The following is a 24,721-nucleotide window of genomic DNA, read 5'->3' on the forward strand; positions in this document are numbered from 1 at the left end:
AAAGGAGGATTTATATGAGAACAGTATTTTTAACTGGTGGAACAGGTTTTATTGGAAAGCAATTAGTGAAGGAATTAGCCAAAGAGCATGTTACGATTCTTCTATTAGTGAGATCGAAAAGTAAAGCAACACGCATTTATCAAGAAAGAGGCATCTTAAAAGAGGCAGTTATGCACTTTATTGAAGGTGATTTGACGAAAATAGACTTAGGTCTAAGTGCTGAAGATAAGGAGTGGGTATTGAAAACGGATGTGATTATTCACGCAGGAGGCCCCATGGATATTCAAGCGACAAGCAAAGAGGCAGCTTCTGTATTTTTGAATGGTGCCCAACATATTAGTGAATTCGCTAAAAATATTCATCAATTGAAGGGATTGAAACAATTTATTCATGTTGTAGGCTATATGAGTCCCTTTGATGATAAAAATAGCAAGATTGCGATAGATGTGTTTAAAGAAGGAAACAATTTTTTGAAAATAAAAAATCCATATGAGAGAACAAAGTTTTTAGCAGATCTTTATATCCGTCAGCAGGCATCAACAGTAGGTTATCCGCTTTCAGTAATTAATCCACCAACTGTAGTTGGTAGTAGTAAAACAGGGAGTACGGAGCAAACAGGAGGCTTAGGCTTGCTTGTGAAGAGTATGCGAAAAGGGCTAATGCCAGTGATTCCTGGAGGTAAGGAATATAGATTACCACTTATTGCAAACGATGAACTAGCAAAGTTTATTGTGCAGGTTTTCAGATTGGAGCAACCAACTATACAAACATATACACTTGTTGAAGATAAACAACATGATCAGAATATTTCAGAATTATTAGATGCTATGTCAGAAAGTATGAATATGACTGCACCTAAAATCTCTGCCCCATTGCCATTTATGAAAGCACTTATGAATAGTGGCGTAAGCAAAATAACCCAAATTCCTGCTGATGGGCTGAACTTTATTACAAATCGAACATTTTCAAATGGTTCAGCGAAAAAGATTATGGGAGAAGATTGGTTTAAGGAGACAAATGTAATGAAATTTTTCCCAGCCGTAATAGCTGATCTGGATTATCGCATGATGTATCAAAATGGCCAGCACAGTCATTTATTTAAACGAACATTATGTAATAATACTACCATTTACCAATCACAAGGAGAGGGTAAACCGTTTATTTTATTACATGGTTTATTAAGTGATGGAGAGGATTTATTTCCTTTAGGGAAAGAGCTTCATGAAAAAACGTCCCAAACCTGTATGGATCATGGACCTTCCAGGTTTGGGACGTTCTCCTTTTAAACGAGAGAAAAATCTTTTAAATATCTATTTGAATGTAGTGAAAAAGTTATTGGAGAAAGCTACTAATGGTGCCCATCTAATTGGCCATTCATTTGGTGCGTATATTCTTTTGGAAGCATTAGTACAAAAGTACATAGATATGAAGTATACAATTACTTTACTTCAGCCACCTGTTGCTAAAAAAAATGCTAAATCGATAAATATTCCTCAATTTATGAACAAATGGACATTGAAATTGGCAACTACTAATTTGATAGAGCGTTATTTATTAAGTAATGGTTTATTTGAAAGTACGGAGAACATCCCTGAACATTATATTGAAAAAATAAGTAACAGTTTTACTTCTCCTAGAATTTTAAATACTACGGTTCAGCTTAACAGTTTACTATTGAAAAACGATCAAGGTGATTTCAATGAAGTAACAAAGTATAATCTTCGCATTATTTGGGGGGATTATGACAGAGGCTACTCTGCTCCTTCGCATCTGGGTAAGGTTGATTTTGTTCCATATGGTCATCATTTTCCTCTTAACCATCCGAGTGAAACGGCTAATTTGGTAATAAAAAATAGTAGTACTAGCAGATGAGAGTGTGGGATAAATAAAAAGCGTGTAGTAAGATCGTTGTGTCTTTGAAATAAAGTCGTACTGTTTGAAAAAAAGATTGTCTACATGAACGCTGGATATATTTACTTAAGAATCTAACAGCTAATCAATTACAGCGTACATATCAGTATCCTGAGGTAGTAAAATGCGAATTGAACAAAGTATTGCTCCTTACGCATGGCATGTAATCACCTTGTGAAGAAATATACTTAAACTCCCATGAAAGAACGTAATAATCTTTCAAAAAACAAACAAATTATTTTATGTTGCATGTAGTCGAGCCATTAAATCCCTAGTGCTGATTAATTATATATGATTAGCAAAATAACACAGGAAATAAGTAAAATACAACCTTTACAAGAATTAAAAAGGGTAAAAAATATTACAGGTAATATAAGCGAATTTTTATCTGATATAAGCGATTGGAACAATACTAATTTGTTCGAATTAAAAGAATCTAATCAATAGTTATTTAATTTTGCTTCTTAATATTTAAACCTACTCAGAATGTACCATAATGAGTAGGTTTACTTCTTTAATATGAATATAAGGTATATGCATATTTTATTCATCATAAAGAGATGTAAGTGAATAATTTATTGAATCAACTTAATTAAAACACACACTATAGTATTTTATTTGTTTAATATTAAAAGTCTGGACATTCTTGTCCAAAAAGTAGGGTGTAGATTCTTGTCTTTTTACATGCAAGTCGAAAAGTACAGATATTATGGGGAGTTGACGTATCCAAGCCCTCCTCCACGCCAAATAATTTTAGTTTACATAATATAAATTATAGGAAGTTATGTTTCATTGCTAAGTATACTTATAATATTGAGACAAAAATGCAAAAATAAGCTCAGATAGCCATGTAGACTTCTGAGCTTATTTTTTATTTAGTTAAAGCTTTCATATCTGCAACGATTGTTTCTACCGGTACATTTGTAGCGCCGTCGTAATCTTTAACGACTTGGCCATCTGCATTGACTAAATAATAGCTCGACATATGTACGACTTGGTCATTACCTGGAGATTTTTTCACTAAAGAATTAAATGATTTTCTTGCAAATTGCTCAATATATTCTTGCTTATAACCGGTTAATAGCTGCCATTTACTACTATCAGCAACCGAATAAGAATTTAAATAATTTGTTAACACTTCTGGCGTATCTACATCAGGATCCACGCTAAACGCTACAATGTTATAGTCCTCAATGTCTTCATCCTGGAGAGCCGTTTGAATCTCTGTCATATTAAATGTCATAGGCGGGCAAACTGTCGTGCAATTTGTAAAGATAAACATTGCTAACCACGGCTTACCTTTTAAGTCGTCTAAGCTAACTTCCTTATTATTTTGATTTGTAAGCGAAAAATCCTGCACCTCTATATTTAACTCAGGTTCAAATTTATAGCTTCCACAAGCTGCCAATAAGCTACTTACTATAAGTATCCCAATCAGCATGATACTTCTCTTTTTCATCGATTTATTCACTTCCCTTTAATTTATCATCGCTGTTAATTGTATAAATTATAGAATCTAAATACAAGATAACGGACTTGAACTTTAAAATCTTTTTAGTTTCTAGCTGGGTTTTGTATAATTTCGGTAACAATTAATCCTTTATATTCCAGAAAATAAAGGATTCTTTAAAAAAATTTTTTTATATTTTGGTTATTTCCCAAGGGTCATAAAATTGTTATATAACAATTTATTTTTGCTTATCTCTCCTTTCGTTAATTTAATAGTAAAATAAACGAAATACTCAAAATTCTCTTTCGTGTCCATATTTTCTCCTACATTCAAAATTATTATCACTAAGTTATTTCAATAATACTATTTCACTCGTTAATCTCTTTCTCTTCTATGCGTATTATTTCTATTAAATCCTTATTATTTCTACATTATTTCCGTTTGATTAATAAGACTAAAAATTAGAAAAACTCAAAATTTAGTATTGCATTATAGGAATCTTCCTCATAAAATAAGTGAATATAACGACGAAACAAAAAGAAATATGTCGTTTAAAACAGCAATATATAACTTTAGGGGGAATAATAATGGCTAATATTACTAAGAACAAAAACGTGCAATCAGTTGACTATAATGCAATTGAAGCTATGGAATCGTTCAACAAATTCGTTAAAAAGAAAAATACTTTCCTTTTTTCGATGACAGCAGGGTTTTTATTTCTTTATATCTTATTGCCAATCCTTGCTTTTCAACCTGTACTACAACAACAAGTTGTTGGTAGTATTACGGGGGTTTGGGTTTACTCAGCGGGATTATTCATCATGACCATTGTTCTTTGTACAGTATATGTAAAAAAAGCTACTTCATTCGATAGAGCTGCAGCTGCAGTTTTAGCAGAATATCATGCGAAAGGTGGAAAATAAATGAATTTAGTATCAGTTGGATTCTTCTTAGGCATCGTTGGCTTAACACTAGTAGTTACGTATATTGCAGCGAAGCGTACTTCTTCTGCAAGTGACTTCTATACAGCTGGCGGAGGTCTGAAAGGATGGCAAAATGGTTTTGCGATTGCTGGTGATTATTTATCGGCTGCTGCTTTTCTTGGGGTTTCTGGTGCCATTGCGCTGACGGGTTTTGATGGTTTCTTCTTCTCCGTTGGCTATGTAGTAGCAAACCTCGTTCTTCTATATGTAATTGCTGAACCTATGCGTAACTTAGGTCGCTATACTTTAGCAGATATGTTAACAGCTCGTTTCAATGAAAAGCGTGTTCGTGGTGTTGCGGCCACAGGTACAATTATTATCGTTATTCTTTACATGATTGCTCAATTAGTTGGTGCGGGCGCATTGATTAAATTATTATTTGGTATTGAGTACTGGGTTGCGGTGTTAATTGTCGGTGTCATGATGACGACATATGTATTATTTGGTGGCATGACAGCTACATCTTGGGTACAAATTATTAAAGCTGGCCTTCTATTATTTGGTACAGGCTTACTAGCTACACTTGTACTGATTAAGTTTGACTTCTCTTTAGTCAAAATGTTCGATACAATTTCTGCAAATCACGGCGAACAATTCCTAGTGCCAGGTTTAAAATACACAAGTTCAATTGACTCTGTTTCAATGATGATGGCCCTTGTATTAGGTACGTCTGGTTTACCACATATTTTAATGCGTTTCTTCACAGTAAAAGATGCAAAAACAGCGCGTGCGTCTATTTCTTGGACAACTTGGATTACAGCTATCTTCTTCTCTTTAACTATTTTCCTGGGCTTCGGTGCTATGCATTTTGTAGGTCTTGATAACATTATTGCTGAGAGTAAAGCTGGTAACACGGCAGCACCTCTACTTGCCGAATTCCTTGGTGGTGACGTGTTAATGTCGTTCATCTGTGCGGTAGCATTTGCAACAATCTTAGCGGTAGTTTCTGGTTTGGTTTTAACAGGTGCATCTGCTATTTCACATGATATTTATGGTGAAATCATAAAAGACGGTAAATTAACAGAGAAACAACAAGTTTTAGCAGCTCGTACAGGCTCTATTTCTATTGCCATTGTTTCTATTATTCTTGCATTATTTGCACAAAGCTTAAATGTATCATTCTTAGTATCATTTGCTTTCTGTATAGGGGCATCTGCTAACCTTCCAGTTATTCTCTACACAATCTATTGGAAAAAATTCAACTCTACAGGCGCTGTTACGGCCATGGTAACAGGTTTGGTTTCATGTTTAATATTAGGTGCAATGGGTCCAAACGTATGGAGCCCTATAGAAGGCGCTGCTATCTTTGTTGGTGATCCACTAGTACCACTAGCTGTTCCGGCCATTATTACCATTCCGCTTGGCTTTATAGCAGGTTATTTAGGCTCTGTTCTTACTGCTAACAAAGTGTCACAAGAAGAAGCAGAACGTATTTACAAAGAAATTCGCGTAAAAGCAAATACAGGTGTTTCTGTTTCAGATATTTCTCATTGATTTTTTGACATTTCCATCATCTATTTTTAAGTGAAAATTGCAACTAAAAAGCTCGACTTCGGTCGGGTTTTTTCTGTTTATTATTATAAAAATTCAAGTATTTTACTTATCGAACAATACTATTTCTTTTCCAAATATCAGCAAAAACCCATTTTTCACTAGTTAAATAGTGTTTATTTTTTCTGTAAAAAACGCTTTTTTTCTCGGTTTTGAAACTCTGTTTTTTGTCAAGAAGCTAGGATTATCCTAGTTTCTTGTATTTATCTGAATATTCCAAAACCCTTTAATTTCTAGGCTTTGTCACGAATTTTCTGTTTAAAGTCTATTTTTCAGAAAATTTTTTTTGCATAATTTTTCTGAAATGTATTGCAATTTTGTGAACTCTCTCATAAAATTAAGATGTGAATTCACTAAAGTAGCAAAATCAAGCATTAAAGCAGTAAAAATAAACACAAAATGGGGAATGTTTATGGCGAACAATCAAGCAAGCAAAAGCGTCGTTATCGACTATGATGCAATTGCAAATCAAGAATCGTTTAAAACACTTGTAAGAAAAAAGAATGCATTTCTTTGGTCAATGACTGCATTCTTTTTAGCGGCTTACATGTTGCTTCCAATTCTTACTTCATACACAACAATCTTACACCAGAAGGCATTTGGGGAAATTACTTGGGTGTGGATTTACGCAGCAGGACTATTCATTATGACTTGGAGCTTATGTCACTTATATGTTGCGAAAGCAAATAGTTTTGACAGAGAAGCGAAAGCAATTATCGCTGAATATGAAAACGGAGGTGGCCGTCCATGAGCTTTATAGCAATATTTTTCTTCGTAGCAATCGTTGGTCTTACATTAGTCATTACATGGTGGGCATCTAAACGTACTTCATCTGCAAGCGATTTCTATACTGCAGGCGGCGGTTTAACAGGTTGGCAAAATGGACTAGCTATAGCTGGTGACTACTTATCAGCAGCTTCTTTCCTAGGTATCGCTGGTGCTGTTGCACTATTCGGATTTGATGGATTCTTCTTCTCTATTGGTTATTTAGTAGCTTACTTAGTGGTACTTTATATTGTGGCTGAGCCATTACGTAACCTAGGTAAATTCACTTTAGCTGACATGATCACTGCACGTTTCGACAACGCAAAGGTTCGTGGTACAGCAGCTTTAAGTACAATTACAATTGTTTTATTCTACATGATTGCACAGCTAGTTGGTGCAGGCGCACTTATTCAATTACTTCTAGGAATCGACTATTGGATTGCAGTTTTAATCGTAGGTGTTATGATGACTACTTACGTTTTATTCGGCGGTATGACTGCCACTTCTTGGGTACAAATTATTAAAGCTTGTCTTTTAATGTTAGGTACAGTAATTATCTCATTCCTAGTATTAAAAGAGTTTGGCTTCAGTATTTCAACAATGTTTACAGAAATGACAACTGTAACTGAAAGCGGTGCAGCGTACTTAAACCCTGGTCTTAAATACACAAATGGCATTGACACGATTTCGATGTTAATTGCGTTAGTATTAGGTACTGCGGGGCTACCACATATTTTAATGCGTTTCTTCACTGTAAAAGATGCAAAAACAGCTCGTTCTTCAGTAATTTGGGCAACTTGGATTGTAGGACTGTTTTACGTTTTAACAATCTTCTTAGGCTTCGGTGCAGCTGCATTCGTAGGTAAAGAAGAGATTATCGCGGCAAACGCTGCTGGTAACATGGCTGCTCCACTTCTTGCGGAAGCACTTGGTGGCGACATCCTATTCTCATTCGTTTGTGCGGTAGCATTCGCAACAATCTTAGCGGTAGTTGCTGGTCTGGTACTGTCAGGTGCTTCTGCCCTATCACATGATATTTATGGTCAAATTATTAAAAAAGGAAAAATTACAGAGAAAGAGCAAGTACTTGCAGCTCGTATTGGTTCAATCACAATCTCTGTTATCTCTATCTTACTTGCACTTGGTGCACAAACATTAAACGTTGCATTCTTAGTATCCCTAGCATTCTGTATTGCAGGTTCTGCAAACTTACCAGTTATTATTTACACAATTTACTGGAAGAAATTCAATACAGCCGGTGCTGTGACAGCAATGTTAACAGGTTTAATTTCAGCTTTAATTCTAGTAGCAGTATCTCCTAACGTATGGAATCCGGTTGAAGGTAAAGCAATTTTCGTTGGTGATCCGTTAATCATGTTAACAAACCCAGCCTTAATCTCAGTACCTCTTGGATTCTTAGGTGGATTCATTGGAACGTTACTTTCTAAAGAATCTAACGATGCAAAATACCGTGAAGTGGATGTTAAAGCTAACACAGGTATTTCTGTACAAGACGTATCACACTAATAGAATGACAGTAACCTCGTAGGCTTCTAGCTTGCGAGGTTTTACTTTTTCTCCCCTATTCGGTACTATTATGGGTAAAGACAGTTGGAGGTAGAGAACGATGACACAATCTGGGGCAAAAAAGAAGCGAATGCATATCAAACGTACAAAAGGTAAGGATGTAGAGAAAAATCGTCAGTCTTCCCCGTTCAGTACGCATGAACGTGTAACAAAAACGAAACGAGAATCCATCGACCGTAAATTTACAAAGTATAAAAAGCAGCAGCATGTAGACGAGTAGTCGCTCTATACGCTGTTGCTTTTTCGTATCCATATCCTTATAGCCTATAAAATGCTTCCGTATTTTGAGTAATGTTAGTAGCCGCTTCCTGCATGGATAGACCCTTAAGTGTTGCAATGACCTCTATCGTTTTGTGCATCATTTGTGGTGATGTGCGTTTATTTGTAAAAGGACCATCAAACGGCCATGGTCCATCTGTTTCTACCATCATGCGTTCTATTGGGACCTTTTTGATAAGCTGTTGAATTTCCGTTTCATACGTACAATCTGGTGTAATGGACATAAAATAACCGTTATGTATCATACGTTGAATAACCTCGTCATCGCCTTTAAACCAGTGGAAATGTGCGTTGGTGACGCCATGCTTTTCAAGTAGATCACATGCCATGGAGGCATCTTCATAAACAGCATGTAACACAATTGGTTTTTCTAGTTCTTTTGCAAGCACGATAAATCGTTCTAATAACGAAATATAAGGTATATAATCAACGGCATTTTCTTGCTTTAAGTAATAAGGTAGACCTACCTCACCGATTGCCACCATCTCTTCTGCGTGTAGACGTATCCAAGTGAAAAGAGCGTCTTCCTCTTCAGAATTAGGTAAAGCTTGTTCAGGATGAAAGCCAAAAGCAGCTTTAACCTGAGGATAGGCTCGCGCCAAGGTTAATGTTTTTTCACAAGATTCTAAGTCTGTGCTAACAGCCACTACCTGCTTAGCCTCTTTCAGCAATAACGGAATTTCATGTTCCTTATACTGATCTAAATGAATATGCGCGTCAATCAACATAAGCATCGTCCTTTTCTTCTTTTAAATAGTTAAATAACTGTTGTTTTAACGCATTAAAGCTTGCTGTATGGCGAATGTCCTCTGAACGGGGTCTAGCAAACGGTACGATTATTTCCTTCTTGATAGTAGCTGGGCGCTTCGTTAACACGATAATGCGATCTGCTAAAAATAGAGCCTCTTCGATATTATGTGTGACAAACAAAATCGATTTTCGATGTTTTTCCCAAATAGATAACAGCCATGCCTGCATTTCTAGTCTCGTAAACTCATCAAGCGCTGAGAAAGGCTCATCTAAGCATAAAATAGGTTTCTCACTTACGATTGCCCGAATAAACGATACACGTTGCTGCATGCCTCCAGAGAGCGCGTTTGGAAAGGCATTTTCAAACTGTGCAAGTCCTACCTTTTCAAGCCAAGCCCTTGCCCGCTCTATATTTGGTTTATGCTGTAGTTCCTCAACAATCGTAACATTCTCTAAAATTGTACGCCAAGGGAGTAAACATGGTTGCTGTGGCATATAGCCGATGCTTCCTCTTTTTAGCTGTATGTCTTCATCGTTTAACAAAATAGCTCCCTCGTCTATAGCTGAAATACCACCAATTAACTGAAAAAGTGTGCTTTTTCCACTACCAGATGGGCCGATAATCGCAACAAATTCGCCTCTCTTTACTTCGAAGGACAGATTTTGTATGACTTGCAGTGAACCAAAGGCTTTATCAATGTCTTGAATGTTCAGCATGTAATCCCCTCCCTTTCACAACAAGTTTTTCGAGCATACGAATAACACTAAATAACAATAAGCTTAATAAGACAATCGCAAAGATGGCCACGAATACACGGTCCGTACGAAAGGAAGATTGTGCAAGTGTCATATAGACACCAATGCCCTTTTTAGCACCAAGCCACTCTGCAATCACGGCACCCATAACGCTATAGGTAGCTGCAATCTTTATACCTGAGAAAATAGCAGGATAGGCATATGGCCATTCAAGTTTCCAAAATGTTTGCGCTTTCGTTGCTCCGATCATCGCAAAATAATGTTTTAACTCAGGTGAGGTTTGCCGAAATCCGTCCATAGCTGCAATAACAATTGGAAAGAAGCAAACCAAACAAATAATGATGAGTTTAGGTAATAAGCCAAAGCCAAACCAGATGATTAACAGAGGTGCCAAGACAAGTACAGGTACATTTTGTGACACAATTAGAATGGGATAGAACAATGCCCGAATCATAGCTGAACGATGTAACAATACTGCGACACTTAACCCAAACAATATCCCAATAGCTAGACCTAAAAGTGCCAATTGGACAGTGGCTAAGACATGTGGTAAAAATGCTTGATACGATTGAATCGCTTCTATTAAAATGGCACTCGGTGCTGGTAATAGCCAATGCGGAATTTGTGCAAATTGAACAATTAGTTCCCAGACGAATAAGAGGAAGACGATAAAAATGATCGTCCTCCCTTGCTTTATCGCCTGTTTCATGCTCGATATTTCTCCGTTAATGTCCCCATCGTTATACCTGTTGGTTGATATAAAATTTTCACTTGTGTAATAACGTTTATAGCCCCAAGCGCAATCATTTTTTTATTCATTTCTTCTATGATTTGTAGCAAAGTAGAGAGCTCGCCTTCCATTGTCGTTTCAAGTGGATGTACCTCATATTTCACTCCTGAAGCATCAATAATAGCGATAGCCGCATCAACAAAAGGAATAACGTCCTCATATTTTTCAGTTTTCGGTATGATTTGTACACTTATTAATGAATTTGCCATTTACTTTGCCTCCTTAGTAGGTAAAAAATCGTTGGTAAACGCCTTTTCTGGGTTGAACTCCCCTTCTAAGACTTTATTACTTGTCATCCAATCAGCATAGTTTTTCCATACGGCTAATTTTTGCTCACCCCATTGTGTGGCATCATCTTGATACTTGTCTGCTAGCCATTCCTGACTTTTATGTACAAGCTCTTTATCTAAGTCTGGTGCCGCTTCAAGTAGTATATCCGCCGCTTCTTTCGGTTGGCTGATAGCATATTCATAGCCCTTTGCAGCTGCCGCAATAAATGCCTTTACCGTATCAGGATTCTGTGAAATCATTTTTTCATTGGTTGCAAGTACGGGTGTATAGTAGTCAAGTTGTTCACTATAGTCTGTTAAGTACATCATGTTGAGTTTTTCCCCACGTAGTTCCGCTTCAATACCTGTCCAAGCATAGTATATCCAGGCAAAATCAATATCTTTCTGCAACATGGTGAAGAAATCTAAATCACCGGCATTGACGATATCTAATTTATTGACATCTGCATTCTCTGTTTGCATTAATGATTGCAGTACAGCCTGTTCAAGAGGCGCACCCCAACCGCCGTACGTTTTGCCTTCAAAATCTTTTGGAGAAGTTATACCATTCGCAGCAAGTGACGCAAAACCAGACGTATTATGCTGAATAACGGCTGCAATCGAAACTAAAGGAACTTGCTGGACACGTGCCTGTGTAATCGCTTCTTGGTAGCTTACGCCAAACTCAGCCTTGCCTGATGCAACGAGTTGATCAGCCCCTGCATCGCCAGGTAATAGAATGTCTACGTCTAAGCCCTGTTCCTCAAAGTAGCCAAGTTTTTTAGCTACGTAAAGCCCTGTGTGATTTGTATTAGGTGTCCAGTCTAGTACGACCGATACTTTTTTTAATGCATTCGACTCTTTTTTATCCTCTTTTTCGTTACAGCCAACTAAGGTTAATAGCGCTGCAACAAGAATCAATAACCATCTCTTCATGCTGAATCCTCCCAGTAAGTAGTGTGAAAGTGTCCATGTTTGAATGATTTACCAGAAGAAAAACGCATTCGCTCCTTTTCACGTAAATAGCGCTAAGTATTCCAAAATGACTGGGGTACATGTACCTGTCTGTCACATATGAATTTGAAGCGACACGAGCGTGTGCGCGAATACCAAGACATAAAAAAACGCCTAGGAGTCATCCCAGACGTTTGAAATCGGTATCAAAAAAATAACATACACTATTTTTGAATAGATGTTCCCTACGCTGGTACGAGCCAAATCAGGTTCAAAGGGTCAGCGTCTTAACGGACACAATCTCAGCTGGCAACTACCAGCCCCCCTACATTCTTAACTTATGAACTTTTCGAGGACTATTATACCCATATCTCAATGGAAATGACAAGACTCTATTTATGTACAGAGCGGATTGTGAACTATGAAATCACAAAAAGCCCAGTTCTCGGTAAGAACATGGGCTAGATTGTTTACCTAATTTTATTTATCATTTTTTACTTTTAAAACATGGGCGATCGCACCGTCAGTCGCTATATCGACTTTAAAGGAGCCATTTGAGTGACGATCTGAGCGCGTTAGCCCTTTCACATCAATTACTTCTTGTACACCCTTTTCCGTTTCTACCAGGATTTGCTCTTCATCAGTAGCTCGGATAACCGCCACAATACGATGCGGATTAGCTTTTAATTCTGTTAATACTTTTAGTCCGCGTTTTGCACGACTTGCCATATCTACCTCGGCGACATTCATTTTCTTCGCTGCCCCACGCTGTGTCACAATCACAACGTATTCCGTGTCACTTGGCTTTAAGATTGTTACACCTACTAAAGCTTCGCCTTCTTTCAGCGTTATGCCTTTAACCCCACCTGTTTTCACACCCGTAACAGGCAATTCTTCTATCGGGAAGCGAATCGCATAGGCTGTATCTGTTATTAATAATAACTCTGCTTCGTCAGTGATGATATCGGCAAAAATCATTTCATCGCCAGTCTTCACATTCATCGTTTTAATTGGCTTCGAATAACGCGTTACCGCATAATCTGCTAGTGGAGAACGCTTAATTTGCCCATCTTTGGTCGCCGTTAAAATATAGGTATTTGGCTGTTCAAATGTTTCGAAGCCATATACTGCTATAATCGACTCGTCTTCACTAGTCGGTACAATACTTGAAATATGCTGGCCGAGATCCTTCCAGCGGATATCTGGTAATTCATGCACGGGCTGATAAATATAATGGCCACGATTTGTGAAAAGCAGCACATGATGTTGCGTATTTAAATTACCCTCATACAGTAAATAATCAGAATCCTTCATAGCAAAATCTTGGCCATTTGACGCAGCATGAGAACGTGTAGAGGTACGCTTAATATAGCCATCCTTCGTTACCGTAACAACTACTTCTTCACTAGGGACAAGCACATCTAATGTAATCTTAATTTCTTCAATTTCATGTTCGATTTTTGAACGACGTGGTTCAGTAAAGCGTTTTTTGATATCGAGTAATTCTTGCTTTATGACACGCACGAGCTTTGCCTCACTATTAAGAATGCCTTCAAGCTTTGCGATAAGTGTATTTAATTCTTCCTGTTCTGTGCGAAGTTCCGTTATATCTGTGTTGGTTAAACGATATAATTGTAAGCTAACAATCGCCTCTGATTGCACTTCAGTAAAGTCAAACTTCACTTGTAAATTCGTTTTAGCGTCACGTTTATCATTAGAAGATCGAATTGTCGCAATCACTTCATCTAAAATTGACAGCGCTTTTATAAGCCCTTCTACAATATGAGAGCGATCCTTGGCTCTTTGTAAATCATAAATAGAACGATTTGTGACAACTTCCTTTTGATGTGTGATATAAGCATCAAGCAATAAAGGTAATGTCATCATCGTCGGTCGTCGATTATGAATAGCGATCATATTAAAATTATAAGCTACTTGCAAATCAGTTGTTTTAAATAAGTAATGTAAAATACCTTGTCCAGGAATATCTTTTTTCAATTCAATAACAACGCGTAAACCTGTACGATCCGATTCGTCACGAATTTCCGCAATCCCTTCAAGACGTTTATCGACACGTTGCTCATCAATTTTCTTCACAAGGTTCGCTTTATTGACATCATACGGTAACTCGGTAATAACAATCTGCTCTTTGCCCCCTTTTAAAGGTTCAATCGCTGCCTGGGCACGTACGATAATTTTGCCACGCCCTGTTTCATACGCTTTTTTAATACCGTCTACACCTTGTATGATGCCCCCAGTTGGGAAATCAGGCCCCTTGATGACCGTCATCAGCTCATCAACCGTTGACTTGGGGTTATCTAAACGCATTAAAACTCCATCTAGCACCTCGTCAAGGGCATGCGGTGGGATATCTGTAGCATAGCCGGCTGAAATCCCTGTTGAACCATTGACAAGTAGATTTGGGAAGCGAGCGGGTAAAACAGTAGGCTCCATATCCTGGTCATCAAAGTTTGGCACAAATTCAACCGTTTTTTTGCCAATATCGCGTAACATCTCCGCTGCAATTGCAGAAAGTCTTGCTTCTGTATAACGCATTGCCGCAGGTGGATCGCCATCAACTGAGCCGTTATTACCATGCATTTCAATCAGCATATGACGTGCTTTCCAATCTTGGCTCATCCGTACCATCGCTTCGTAGACAGAGCTATCACCATGTGGGTGGTAATTACCGATAACGTTTCCGACGGTTTTAGCCGACTTCCGGAACGGTTTCTCATTTGTATTCCCTTCTGTATACATGGCAAATAGAATACGTCTTTGTACAGGCTTTAGACCGTCGCGTGCATCAGGCAACGCGCGGTCTTGGATGATATATTTACTATAGCGACCAAAACGGTCACCCATTACTTCTTCTAATGGTAAATCTTGAAACTTTTCCGTACTACTCATGCTTGGTCCTCCTCTTGTTGGATGAATTCATTGTCTAAAATATTCGAATCATCCTCCATACCGAAGTTTACATTTGCTTCGATCCATTTACGACGTGGTTCTACCTTGTCGCCCATTAACGTTGTTACACGTCGTTCAGCACGTGCGCCATCCTCAATCGTCACACGAATTAATGTACGTGTTTCAGGGTTCATCGTTGTATCCCACAGTTGATCAGCATTCATCTCACCAAGACCTTTGTAGCGTTGAATAATATAGCCCTTCCCTACTTTGTTGATGGCATGTTGTAGATCATTTTCAGTCCAAGCATATTCAATGACCTCTTTTTTACCTGTACCCTTTGATACTTTATAAAGAGGTGGTAACGCGATGAAAATTTTCCCTGCTTCGATTAATGGACGCATATAACGATAGAAGAACGTCAATAGCAATACTTGGATATGAGCACCATCTGTATCAGCATCGGTCATAATAACGATTTTATCGTAGGCTGAATCCTCAACGGAAAAATCTGTGCCAACGCCAGCGCCAATAGCATGGATAATGGTTGAGATTTCTTCGTTTTTCATAATGTCTTGGAGCTTCGCTTTCTCCGTGTTAATCACTTTACCACGCAACGGTAAAATCGCCTGGAACGTACGATCTCGACCTTGCTTAGCTGAACCACCAGCAGAATCGCCTTCGACTAAATACAATTCGTTTTTAGCAGCGTTCCGTGACTGGGCAGGCGTTAACTTACCAGACAGAATGGTGCTCGCTTTTTTATTTTTCTTGCCGTTACGGGCATCTTCACGGGCTTTACGCGCCGCTTCACGTACTTGCTGGGCACGTATAGCTTTACGAACTAGGGATGCTGACAGCTCTGCGTTTTCTTCAAGAACATACAATATCTGCTCAGATACTACGGAATCTACCGCAGAACGAGCTTCACTTGTACCGAGCTTTCCTTTTGTTTGTCCTTCGAATTGCAGTAAATGTTCAGGAATGCGGACTGAAACAATCGCAGCCAACCCTTCACGAATATCTGTTCCTTCAAGGTTTTTATCTTTATCTTTAAGTAAGCCTATTTTACGTGCATATTCGTTAAAAACACGTGTCAAGGCAGCTTTAGCACCTGTTTCATGTGTTCCGCCATCACGTGTACGTACATTGTTCACGAACGACAAAATAGTTTCAGAATAGCCATCATTGTATTGGAAGGCAAACTCTACTTCAATATCATCTTGTATACCTTCCACATATTTCACGGGATGGAGTACATCTTTTTCCTCATTCAAATACGCAACGAAAGCTTCAATGCCGTTCTCATAAAAGAAAACATCACTTTTACCTTCCTCGCGTTCATCGATTAATTCAATTTTTAAGCCTTTTAATAAAAACGCAGACTCACGTAAACGTTCCGCAAGTGTATCATAGTTGAATTTTGTGACTGAGAATATTGTGTCATCTGGTAGGAAATGTACGAGTGTGCCTGTTTGTTTAGTTTGACCAATTTCTACAAGTGTTGTAACAGGATGTCCACCGTTTTCAAAACGTTGCTGATATTTTTTGCCATCTCGATGAATCGTTACTTCTAAAAATGTCGACAAAGCATTGACTACAGATGAACCTACACCATGTAAACCTCCACTCGTTTTATAGCCGCCTTGTCCAAATTTACCACCTGCATGTAGCACAGTAAAAATAATTTCTGGAGTAGGCTTGCCCATTTTGTGCATACCTGTTGGCATACCACGTCCAAAATCTCGAACACTTAAGCTTTGATCTTTGTGAATTGTGGCAATGATATGAGAACCAAAGCCAGCGAGTGCTTCATCCACCGCATTATCCACGATTTCATAAACAAGGTGATGAAGTCCTCGGCCGTCTGTAGAACCGATATACATGCCGGGTCGTTTTCGTACCGCTTCTAATCCTTCTAATACTTGAATGGCGTCATCATTATAGACGCTAGGTGACTGTTTATTCGCCAAAAAATTTCCCCTCCAAAAAACAAACGCATGTTCTGATTACGTTCTCTTCCTAATAATAATAGCATTTCTTGTCAATAGCTAGTAACAGGCACAAATAATTTTTTTATAATTTAGCCTCGCTTGGAAATTAAAGATAGACTTCTATTCTACCAAAGGAATGTGTGATTGACAAAATTGCCATTTTACCTATATTTTAAAATTGAGCAAAAGTTCATTTAAATAGATTGTGACAATATATCTTCCCTTATTGTACCTTAAGTGGGTAAGTTACTTATAAGTTCAGTGAAGAAATATTCCCCATTTGATATTGAATTCAAGGCAAGTGATGAAATCTCCTTCATGACATTGAAGAATAGTGAGAAAAAGTGTAAAATACTTATTACAAACTATTAGTACCAAGTAATGAATTTTGGATGAAAGGAGTCCACCTATGCTAAATGGACTTATTATTTTATGTGCTTATGTGATCGGCTCTATACCTTCTGGGTTGTGGGTAGGCAAAATTTTTTATAAAACAGATATCCGCGAGCATGGTAGCGGCAACTTAGGTGCTACCAATACATTCCGTATTTTAGGAAAAAAAGCTGGTTTAGTCGTAACGATCATGGATGTTTTAAAAGGTACAGCAGCGGTATTATTAGTGACTCTACCTGTGTTTGCTGAAGTGTCAATCCACTCATTAATTCTTGGGATTGTAGCAGTTATGGGGCATATGTTCCCTATCTTTGCAAGTTTCCGTGGAGGAAAAGCTGTTGCTACCTCTGCAGGCGTATTGCTCGGTTATTCTTGGCCACTATTTATCTTGCTATTTATTACATTCTTTATCACTTTAAAGCTAACGAAAATTGTCAGCTTAACATCGATGATAGCCGCTTTAGTAGCACTTATTTATTCAATCGTCTATTATATTGTTACAGGGGATTTTGCGTTAGGTATTTTAGTAGGGTTTTTATTTAGCTTTATTGTTTATCGCCACCGGACGAATATTTCTCGTATCAAAAACGGTACGGAACCAAAGGTGAAATGGCTTTAACAAGAAAGGGGTACATCATGAATATCACATTAACAGACAATGCGCTGCAATGGTTTAAACGCGAGATGGAAGTTGAAACCGGCGATACCATTCGATTTTACGCAAGGTATGGAGGCTCAAGTCCATTCCATGAAGGCTTTTCCCTTGGTATGACACGCGAGGAGCCAATTGAAGTTGGTGTGCAATCGGTAATAGAAGGCATTACCTACTACATCGATGAAAAAGATTTATGGTTCTTTAATGATCATAACTTACATGTAGATATTGACCCTACAATGGATGAATTAAAGTACGACTATACAAAATAATGCAGTGTTTCCTTTCAAATGTTGAAGGGAAACACTGTTTTTTTGTACAGCAAATAATTATTGTTTCATTTAATTTGCAAACTTGTTTATCTCTTCTTAAATTTGTATATCCTCTTATTAGTCATCATGCTTACATGGAGGAGGAATAAAAATGCCTAATACAGAGAATAACGACACCTCCCAACCAATTTCAACACAGAGCCCACTTTTTACTTCTCTTTTAGAAAATATTCAAGCCGTAAAAACAACACTGGGTAATAGTGACGACATTATTGTTCGTGAAATTACTATAGGCAAAAAGGTGAAACAGGTTATAGCGCTTATCTATATAGATGGATTATCCGATACAACGGCGATTACTGACTTCATCATGGAAACGCTGATGTTGGAATTAGAGGATATACCTGAAGTTCAATTAGGAACAGTGAACCAATATTTAAAGAAAAATTGTTTAACAATTTGTGATGTAAAAGATATTGAAAACTTTACTACATTGTACAGTTCCGTACTTAATGGTGAAACAGTCATATTATTTGATGGTTTAGCCACTGCTATCTCAGCAAGTACAAAAGGTGCAAAAGATCGAGCAATTGCCGAACCTTCTACCGAATCAGTTATCAGAGGTCCTCGAGAATCCTTTACAGAAACACTACGCACAAACACAGCTTTAATTCGTCGAAAGATTAAAAGTCCAAATCTGTGGATAAAAACAAAGATTATTGGAGAAGTAACGCAAACGGACGTTTCAATCATGTATATCCATGGCATTGCGAATGACGAAATTGTAGAAGAAGTTCTTTCTCGCTTAGATCGTATCGACATCGACGGGATCTTGGAGAGCGGGTATATTGAGGATTTTATTCAGGATTCTAAGTTTTCATTGTTCCCTACAATCTATAATTCCGAACGCCCTGATGTGATTGCTGGAGAATTATTAGAAGGAAAAGTTGCTATTTTAGTGGATGGTACACCTTTTGTGCTCATTGTGCCTGCTTTATTTACATCATTTCTACAATCAGCCGAAGATTACTATCATCATTGGATTATTAGTTCACTTATTCGTCTATTAAGGTTTTTCGGTATTAGCCTTGCTTTAGTAGCACCTTCGCTCTATGTGGCAATTACTACCTTTCATCAGGAAATGTTACCAACACCCATGTTGATTAGCATCGCTTCTCAGCGGGAAGGTGTGCCGTTTCCTGCGGTAGTTGAGGCACTCATCATGGAAATTGCCTTTGAAGTATTACGAGAAGCAGGTCTTCGCATGCCGCGAACCATTGGACCAGCAGTATCAATTGTAGGCACATTGGTTATTGGTCAGGCTGCTGTTGAAGCAGGTGTAGTATCAGCCGTAATGGTCATTATTGTCGCATTAACAGCTATTTGTAGTTTTTTGTTCCCGGCTTATGGCTTGTCTAACACCGTGCGTGTCTTACGTTTTCCACTCATGATTTTAGCAGCTATGTTTGGTTTATTCGGGGTAATGTTTGGCATTATAATAATTATCCTTCACCTATGTAGTTTACGATCATTTGGTGTTCCTTATATGAGTCCTTTTGGGCCGTTAATTGTTAATGACCAAAAAGATGCAATGGTATTGTTTCCACGCAGTTTTTTATTAACACGACCTCGGTTAGTAAGTAAAAACAATACTACCCGAGGCCATAAATTTATTGCTCAAAAAAAAAGAAATGATGATTAACCTGCAAATGAGGAAGTCAATATGACCAAAACAAAATCGTTATTTTTACTTTTCATTGTTACTTTATTATTAAGCGGCTGTTGGAGTAAACGTGAACTGAATGAATTAGCCATTGTCGTTGCATTAGGGGTCGATAAAGTAGACGATGAATATGAAATATCTGTACAGGTAGTGGACCCTAGTGAGATTTCAACAAAACAACCTTCTAGCGGTCGATCGCCTGTTGTTACCTACCACGCCAAGGGAGAAACTGCGTTTGAAGCGATTAGGAAGATGACAACCTTAACACCAAGGAAGGCCTATTTTTCTCATCTGCAAGTGGTGGTATTAGGTGAAGAATTAGCTGCAGATGGGATAAATGATACATTAGACTTTATCGCACGAGACCATGAATTCAGAAATGATTTTGATGTCATCGTATCGTCTAAGTCCACTGCCAAAGAAGTGTTAAATGTACTTACCCCCATAGAAAAAGTACCTGCAAATAAAATGCTAAATTCTATTAAAGTTTCACAAAAAGCTTGGGGTTCTACATTATCTGTTAGTATCGATGAATTAGTAAATACACTAAATAGTAATAAAAAAAGCGCAGTATTAACAGCCATCGAACTAGATGGGGATAAGAAATTAGGAATTGATCAAACGAATGTCGAACGCATTAAAACCCCCGTAGTCTTGAAGTTTGTAGGTTTAGCGGTATTTAAAGAAGATAAATTACAAGGGATTTTAACAGAAGAAGAAAGTAGAAGCTTTAATTTTTTAAATGGAAAAATTGAAAGTACTGTTGAAATTATTGCTTGCCCTGAGCAAGGACAATTAACAACTGAAATTACACAGTCAACAACCAAAGTGAAAGGACAATTTAAAAATGACACGCCACAAATGAATGTTCAAATCGATGTAGAGCAAAATGTGGGCGAAGTTGAATGTGATATTAATCTAACAGAAAACAAAACGATTGCTTACATTAATAAAAAAACAGCCGAGTTGATTGAGGAACGCATCAAACAAACACTGATGACGATTCAAAAAAATTACCAGTTAGACATTTTAGGATTTGGCGAAGTACTTTATCGAAAAGATGCTAAAAAATGGAAGGGAATTCAAGGCGAATGGTCAACCATATTTCCAGAATTAGCAGTAAATGTTGAAGTTCGTGTTACAACACAGGGGTTAGGGACGATGCAAAATTCTTTATTACACAGAGCAAAGGAGTAATAATCGATGTTTATGACGCTAGGTATATTAATTATTGCTGCCATTATTGCATATTTTGTCATCCCTCCTTTAAAGAAAAAACACGAGACTAAAACCATTGTAGTCTTTTCAATTTTTTTAGTACTCGGAACGGCTTTAAATATTGCCCTTAGTTTAAATGTATCAATACCGAGCCCAGCAGACTTGATTTCTTTTATTTTTAAACCAATCAGAGAGTTAATTATCACGCTGTTCCAATAATTATTTCACAATGAAAAGAAAGGGTGGTTGTTTATGGGCAAACAAATAATCAGTTCAAGACAGTTTACAATCATTACCCTTCTCTATTCAATTGGTACAGGTATATTAATTATTCCAGCAAGTATTACAAAAGATATTAAGCAAGATGCGTGGATTGTTGCCATAATAGGTGTCGTTTTAAGTCTTTTACTCGTAAAGCTATTCATTTCTTTAGCAGATAGGACCCCCACCTTAACTTTTGTGGAGGCCAATGAAAAAATATTAGGCAAATTCTTCGGTAAATTTACAGCCATTGGTTTTATCTCACTCACCTTTCTTTCGGCAGGTGAATTATTATATTTCATTGGCATTTTTATGAAAACGGAAGTTATGCCAGAGACACCTACCATGGCATTTGCACTTCTATTTAGTATAATTATTGTATTTGCCACGTACTTGGGGATTGAAGTTTTTGCACGTTCAGCCGAGATATTATTCCCTATGTTTATGTTTATTTTTATTATCTTTGTCGTTTGTATCTCTCCGGAAGTGGATATCAAAAATATTCAGCCGATCTTCGAAGCAAGTTCCAAATCAATGGCCTCTAGTATAGTTTTATTTATGAGTATTTTTTCATTTCCGTTGGTTGTGTTATTAATGATTTTCCCCTCTACTGTCAATGTGCATAAATCAGCTAAAAAAGGTTATTACATTGGCACAATTATTGGCGGTATGGTGCTTATTATTATTATTGCTTTATCGATTCTTGTCCTTGGGTCAACAAATACAGCCCAACGTGCATTTCCAAGTTATGCACTAGCACAAAGGATATCGATAGGGAACTTTTTACAACGAATTGAGATTGTCATGGCTTTTATGTGGCTGTGCTCCATATATATACGAACTTTTATGTAATTTTATGCGTCTGTCATTGGCATAGCACAAATCCTAAAAATAAAGGATCATCGCCCCCTCATATTACCACTTGGTATGATTGCCATGGTCATTTCTCAAATTGTGCATCCTGATATCGTTCACTCTAATAATTACAATAAGGAAACCTGGCCTCTTTTTTCATCCGTGTTCGCAATTTTCTTGCCACTACTGTTACTTTTGGTCGCTAAAATACGAAAAATTAAGGGTTGAAGGTGCCTGGCACGCAAACAATTTACAAACAATTCTCCAGTGACAGAAAAAGGAATTATCATGAGCATGTCTCGTATAGACTTGCCCGCTGATAATTCCGCAATAGAAACGTTTCAGTTGTGATAACTCACATCAAATATGAAATTCTATATGATCTTCGGCAAAATCCCATTCATATGGTGTTTCTTGGTAGACATAGTAATTTAGCCAGTTTGAGAATAATAAATGCGTATGTGCTCGCCATGTATTCATCGGTTCATTTGATGGGTTATCATTTGGGAAGTAATTAACCGGTACCGTAATATCTAATCCTTTAGCAACGTCACGACTATATTCGTCTGCTAGTGTTGTCGCATCATATTCAAGATGTCCCGTGATCATAATATTTTTATTGTCTTTGGATTGGACAATAAAAACGCCCGCTTCTTCAGAATAGGATAGTAAGTGTAAATCAGGATGGTTACGCACTTCATCAATCGATACGGAAGTATAACGTGAATGTGGCGCTGTAAATAAATCGCTAAATCCACGTACTAAATCCACGGTTAAATCCGTAATCACATGCGAATATACACCCGAGCATTTTTCTGGTAATTCGAATTTACCAATTCCGTAATGGTGATAAAGTGCAGCCTGAGCACCCCAACAGATGTGCATTACAGAAGTTACGTTTTTCTTTGACCAATCCATTATTTCTGAGATTTCTTCCCAATAATTCACCTCTTCATATGCCATTTTTTCAACAGGTGCACCTGTAATAATCATGCCATCAAAACGACGATGACGAACTTCTTTAAACGTTGAGTAGAATAACTGTAAATGTGATTTACTGACATTCTTCGATTCATGGGTGGCCGTATTTAAAAACGTAATATTTACTTGCAAAGGAGTATTACCTAGTAGACGCAGTAATTGGAGCTCCGTTTTTTCTTTTTCTGGCATCAGATTAAAAATTAAAATATTTAACGGACGAATTTGTTGTGTTTTTGCTCGGTCTTCTTCCATCACGAAGATTTTTTCCTCACGTAAATGTTCGCCAGCTGGCAAGTTTTTCGGAATATTAATTGGCATGTTGCATTCCCCATTTCATTTCATTTTATTTTTTTCTCTGTATATAAAAATCAAAAAATCCCCCTCATTCCATACGAGCAAGAATGAGAAGGATTTATCATCACGTTCACTCTTATCTCTCAAAGGAAGAATCCTTTGCTGGAAGTAGCACCTTTCTAACGAAGTTAGAGGTTGCTGAAGCGTCATAGGGCCAAATCCCTCAGCTTCTCTTGATAAGATTATTTAATTAATGAGAATTGTATCATGAACAATTAAGAATTTCAATAATACATAGAATATTTCGTTTATATGTTTTCTATGTCGTTAAAATTTTTAAATTTACATTATCCATATAATAGTACACTCGGTTGGGTGTTTTATATCATTTTCGATGCTCTTTTTTCGCATCGATGACGATTATTTGCACAATATATGCTCAAGATGCTGCCTCTATGTATCATAAACTGAATCATTCCACAGTCGCGAGTAGGATTCGTCTGCGTATGCTTGTCATTTGCTTTGTAGCACGGGCTACCAAATATTTTCATGCTTACGTTTAAATTTTTTGCCATTGTGCTCATACTAGCTTTACTCTATTGGACAACACTCGTTTTCGCATTTTGTCATAAGAGAAATTGATAATAGCTACCACGTATGAATTATGTTAAGATATACCTTATGTAACAGAGAGGAACGTGAATATTTTGATTAAAATTGAACTACCAAAACCAGATTTAGTAATTCGTCAGCGCGAACAAGTGTTAAAACCAGGTGATGTGCCTATCACGCCTTACCATGGATTTATCGACTTCCACAAGATCACACGCGAAAATGGCGGCATTTTCTTTTTCTACAATGAGAAAAACGAACTTTTATATGTAGGGAAAGCACGTAAAATTCGTCAACGTATAAAAAAACACTTTGAAGACAATGTATCTCCTATGAAAAAATACCGCGATGAAATTTTCAAAATTGAAGTGTACGAAATTGAAGATCCAATGGAACGTGAAATTTACGAAACATACGCTATCAACACTTTCCGTGCAAAATACAATCTTGATAAAGTATTTTTTGAATAAAAAAATTAGGGACTTACTCAATTATTTGAGTAAGTCCT

21 protein-coding genes, 1 pseudogene and 2 riboswitches are annotated in these 24,721 nt (G+C 37.4%); of the genes and pseudogenes, 13 read left to right on the forward strand and 9 right to left on the reverse strand.

What is annotated here, in order from left to right; genetic code table 11:
* Window positions 1-14 precede the first annotated feature (14 nt).
* A pseudogene (locus H131_RS11770) lies at window positions 15-1,872 on the forward strand (alpha/beta fold hydrolase).
* A gap of 910 nt (window positions 1,873-2,782) precedes the next feature.
* Here the strand turns inward: H131_RS11770 and H131_RS11775 are convergent.
* Window positions 2,783-3,370 (reverse strand): SCO family protein, encoded by a 588-nt coding sequence (locus H131_RS11775; RefSeq protein WP_010859363.1) that lies wholly within the window; start codon window positions 3,368-3,370, stop codon window positions 2,783-2,785.
* Window positions 3,371-3,948: 578 nt separating this feature from the next.
* On the opposite strand from H131_RS11775, the gene H131_RS11780 reads away from it, so the two are divergent.
* The 5 genes from H131_RS11780 to H131_RS11800 all read left to right on the forward strand — a co-directional run bounded on the left by H131_RS11780 (window position 3,949) and on the right by H131_RS11800 (window position 8,467).
* Window positions 3,949-4,284, forward strand: coding sequence for a DUF485 domain-containing protein (locus tag H131_RS11780; protein ID WP_010859364.1), 336 nt, complete (start codon window positions 3,949-3,951; stop codon window positions 4,282-4,284).
* Window positions 4,285-5,838, forward strand: a complete 1,554-nt coding sequence (locus H131_RS11785; protein ID WP_010859365.1) for a solute symporter family protein — start codon at window positions 4,285-4,287, stop codon at window positions 5,836-5,838.
* A 469-nt stretch (window positions 5,839-6,307) separates the two neighbouring features.
* Complete coding sequence (locus H131_RS11790; protein WP_010859366.1) at window positions 6,308-6,646, forward strand: DUF485 domain-containing protein; 339 nt, start codon at window positions 6,308-6,310, stop codon at window positions 6,644-6,646.
* The gene (locus H131_RS11795; protein ID WP_010859367.1) at window positions 6,643-8,187 is read left to right on the forward strand and encodes a solute symporter family protein; all 1,545 of its coding nucleotides are present in this window, start codon (window positions 6,643-6,645) and stop codon (window positions 8,185-8,187) included. The genes H131_RS11790 and H131_RS11795 overlap by 4 nt, the downstream gene beginning before the upstream one ends.
* A 100-nt stretch (window positions 8,188-8,287) precedes the next feature.
* On the forward strand, window positions 8,288-8,467 hold the full coding sequence (locus H131_RS11800) for a hypothetical protein (RefSeq protein ID WP_010859368.1): 180 nt from the start codon (window positions 8,288-8,290) through the stop codon (window positions 8,465-8,467).
* A 37-nt stretch (window positions 8,468-8,504) separates the two neighbouring features.
* Here the strand turns inward: H131_RS11800 and H131_RS11805 are convergent, their stop codons facing one another.
* The 7 genes from H131_RS11805 to parE all read right to left on the reverse strand — a co-directional run bounded on the left by H131_RS11805 (window position 8,505) and on the right by parE (window position 16,928).
* Window positions 8,505-9,254, reverse strand: coding sequence for a TatD family hydrolase (locus tag H131_RS11805; protein ID WP_080647655.1), 750 nt, complete (start codon window positions 9,252-9,254; stop codon window positions 8,505-8,507).
* Window positions 9,244-9,993 (reverse strand): ABC transporter ATP-binding protein, encoded by a 750-nt coding sequence (locus tag H131_RS11810; protein WP_010859370.1) that lies wholly within the window; start codon window positions 9,991-9,993, stop codon window positions 9,244-9,246. The genes H131_RS11805 and H131_RS11810 overlap by 11 nt, the downstream gene beginning before the upstream one ends.
* Window positions 9,971-10,741 carry an ABC transporter permease gene (locus H131_RS11815; protein WP_010859371.1) on the reverse strand — a complete coding sequence of 257 codons (771 nt, stop codon included), beginning with the start codon at window positions 10,739-10,741 and terminating at the stop codon, window positions 9,971-9,973. Before H131_RS11815 ends, H131_RS11810 begins: the two co-directional genes overlap by 23 nt.
* The gene (locus tag H131_RS11820; RefSeq protein ID WP_010859372.1) at window positions 10,738-11,031 is read right to left on the reverse strand and encodes a thiamine-binding protein; all 294 of its coding nucleotides are present in this window, start codon (window positions 11,029-11,031) and stop codon (window positions 10,738-10,740) included. The genes H131_RS11815 and H131_RS11820 overlap by 4 nt, the downstream gene beginning before the upstream one ends.
* The gene (locus H131_RS11825) at window positions 11,032-12,027 is read right to left on the reverse strand and encodes an ABC transporter substrate-binding protein (protein ID WP_010859373.1); all 996 of its coding nucleotides are present in this window, start codon (window positions 12,025-12,027) and stop codon (window positions 11,032-11,034) included.
* 243 nt (window positions 12,028-12,270) lie between these two features.
* A riboswitch (TPP riboswitch) is annotated at window positions 12,271-12,382 on the reverse strand.
* Window positions 12,383-12,525: 143 nt separating this feature from the next.
* Window positions 12,526-14,955: a DNA topoisomerase IV subunit A gene (gene parC, locus H131_RS11830; protein ID WP_010859374.1), complete on the reverse strand. Its 2,430-nt coding sequence runs from the start codon at window positions 14,953-14,955 to the stop codon at window positions 12,526-12,528.
* Window positions 14,952-16,928, reverse strand: a complete 1,977-nt coding sequence (gene parE / locus H131_RS11835) for a DNA topoisomerase IV subunit B (RefSeq protein WP_010859375.1) — start codon at window positions 16,926-16,928, stop codon at window positions 14,952-14,954. Before parE ends, parC begins: the two co-directional genes overlap by 4 nt.
* 430 nt (window positions 16,929-17,358) lie before the next feature.
* On the opposite strand from parE, the gene plsY reads away from it, so the two are divergent.
* The 6 genes from plsY to H131_RS11865 all read left to right on the forward strand — a co-directional run bounded on the left by plsY (window position 17,359) and on the right by H131_RS11865 (window position 22,323).
* Window positions 17,359-17,961 (forward strand): glycerol-3-phosphate 1-O-acyltransferase PlsY, encoded by a 603-nt coding sequence (gene plsY / locus H131_RS11840; protein WP_010859376.1) that lies wholly within the window; start codon window positions 17,359-17,361, stop codon window positions 17,959-17,961.
* A gap of 17 nt (window positions 17,962-17,978) precedes the next feature.
* A complete protein-coding gene (locus H131_RS11845; RefSeq protein ID WP_036130203.1) occupies window positions 17,979-18,269 on the forward strand; it encodes a HesB/YadR/YfhF family protein in 291 nt (96 codons plus the stop codon).
* Window positions 18,270-18,420: 151 nt separating this feature from the next.
* On the forward strand, window positions 18,421-19,971 hold the full coding sequence (locus H131_RS11850) for a spore germination protein (RefSeq protein WP_010859378.1): 1,551 nt from the start codon (window positions 18,421-18,423) through the stop codon (window positions 19,969-19,971).
* Between the two features lie 21 nt (window positions 19,972-19,992).
* A complete protein-coding gene (locus H131_RS11855) occupies window positions 19,993-21,189 on the forward strand; it encodes a Ger(x)C family spore germination protein (RefSeq protein WP_010859379.1) in 1,197 nt (398 codons plus the stop codon).
* 6 nt (window positions 21,190-21,195) lie between these two features.
* Entirely contained in the window at window positions 21,196-21,429 is a 234-nt protein-coding gene (locus tag H131_RS11860; RefSeq protein ID WP_010859380.1) for a hypothetical protein, read from the forward strand.
* 33 nt (window positions 21,430-21,462) lie between these two features.
* The gene (locus H131_RS11865; RefSeq protein WP_010859381.1) at window positions 21,463-22,323 is read left to right on the forward strand and encodes a GerAB/ArcD/ProY family transporter; all 861 of its coding nucleotides are present in this window, start codon (window positions 21,463-21,465) and stop codon (window positions 22,321-22,323) included.
* Window positions 22,324-22,686: 363 nt separating this feature from the next.
* Here H131_RS11865 and metA read toward each other — a convergent pair whose 3' ends face one another.
* Complete coding sequence (gene metA / locus H131_RS11870; RefSeq protein WP_010859382.1) at window positions 22,687-23,625, reverse strand: homoserine O-acetyltransferase MetA; 939 nt, start codon at window positions 23,623-23,625, stop codon at window positions 22,687-22,689.
* A 109-nt stretch (window positions 23,626-23,734) separates the two neighbouring features.
* A riboswitch (SAM riboswitch) is annotated at window positions 23,735-23,844 on the reverse strand.
* A 464-nt stretch (window positions 23,845-24,308) separates the two neighbouring features.
* On the opposite strand from metA, the gene H131_RS11875 reads away from it, so the two are divergent.
* Window positions 24,309-24,683, forward strand: coding sequence for a nucleotide excision repair endonuclease (locus tag H131_RS11875; protein ID WP_010859383.1), 375 nt, complete (start codon window positions 24,309-24,311; stop codon window positions 24,681-24,683).
* Window positions 24,684-24,721 lie beyond the last annotated feature (38 nt).

The organism is Lysinibacillus sphaericus OT4b.31 (genome assembly GCF_000392615.1).
Lineage (GTDB): Bacteria > Bacillota > Bacilli > Bacillales_A > Planococcaceae > Lysinibacillus > Lysinibacillus sphaericus_B.

Coding starts and splice junctions, on each gene's coding strand:
- H131_RS11795 (WP_010859367.1), top strand. CDS start 6,643: ATGAGCTTTATAGCAATATTTTTCTTCGTAGCAATCGTTGGTCTTACA.
- H131_RS11790 (WP_010859366.1), top strand. CDS start 6,308: ATGGCGAACAATCAAGCAAGCAAAAGCGTCGTTATCGACTATGATGCA.
- plsY (WP_010859376.1), top strand. CDS start 17,359: ATGCTAAATGGACTTATTATTTTATGTGCTTATGTGATCGGCTCTATA.
- H131_RS11850 (WP_010859378.1), top strand. CDS start 18,421: ATGCCTAATACAGAGAATAACGACACCTCCCAACCAATTTCAACACAG.
- H131_RS11780 (WP_010859364.1), top strand. CDS start 3,949: ATGGCTAATATTACTAAGAACAAAAACGTGCAATCAGTTGACTATAAT.
- parC (WP_010859374.1), bottom strand. CDS start 14,955: ATGAGTAGTACGGAAAAGTTTCAAGATTTACCATTAGAAGAAGTAATG.
- H131_RS11855 (WP_010859379.1), top strand. CDS start 19,993: ATGACCAAAACAAAATCGTTATTTTTACTTTTCATTGTTACTTTATTA.
- H131_RS11775 (WP_010859363.1), bottom strand. CDS start 3,370: ATGAAAAAGAGAAGTATCATGCTGATTGGGATACTTATAGTAAGTAGC.
- metA (WP_010859382.1), bottom strand. CDS start 23,625: ATGCCAATTAATATTCCGAAAAACTTGCCAGCTGGCGAACATTTACGT.
- H131_RS11825 (WP_010859373.1), bottom strand. CDS start 12,027: ATGAAGAGATGGTTATTGATTCTTGTTGCAGCGCTATTAACCTTAGTT.
- H131_RS11845 (WP_036130203.1), top strand. CDS start 17,979: ATGAATATCACATTAACAGACAATGCGCTGCAATGGTTTAAACGCGAG.
- H131_RS11815 (WP_010859371.1), bottom strand. CDS start 10,741: ATGAAACAGGCGATAAAGCAAGGGAGGACGATCATTTTTATCGTCTTC.
- H131_RS11785 (WP_010859365.1), top strand. CDS start 4,285: ATGAATTTAGTATCAGTTGGATTCTTCTTAGGCATCGTTGGCTTAACA.
- H131_RS11810 (WP_010859370.1), bottom strand. CDS start 9,993: ATGCTGAACATTCAAGACATTGATAAAGCCTTTGGTTCACTGCAAGTC.
- H131_RS11860 (WP_010859380.1), top strand. CDS start 21,196: ATGTTTATGACGCTAGGTATATTAATTATTGCTGCCATTATTGCATAT.
- H131_RS11865 (WP_010859381.1), top strand. CDS start 21,463: ATGGGCAAACAAATAATCAGTTCAAGACAGTTTACAATCATTACCCTT.
- H131_RS11800 (WP_010859368.1), top strand. CDS start 8,288: ATGACACAATCTGGGGCAAAAAAGAAGCGAATGCATATCAAACGTACA.
- H131_RS11805 (WP_080647655.1), bottom strand. CDS start 9,254: ATGTTGATTGACGCGCATATTCATTTAGATCAGTATAAGGAACATGAA.
- H131_RS11820 (WP_010859372.1), bottom strand. CDS start 11,031: ATGGCAAATTCATTAATAAGTGTACAAATCATACCGAAAACTGAAAAA.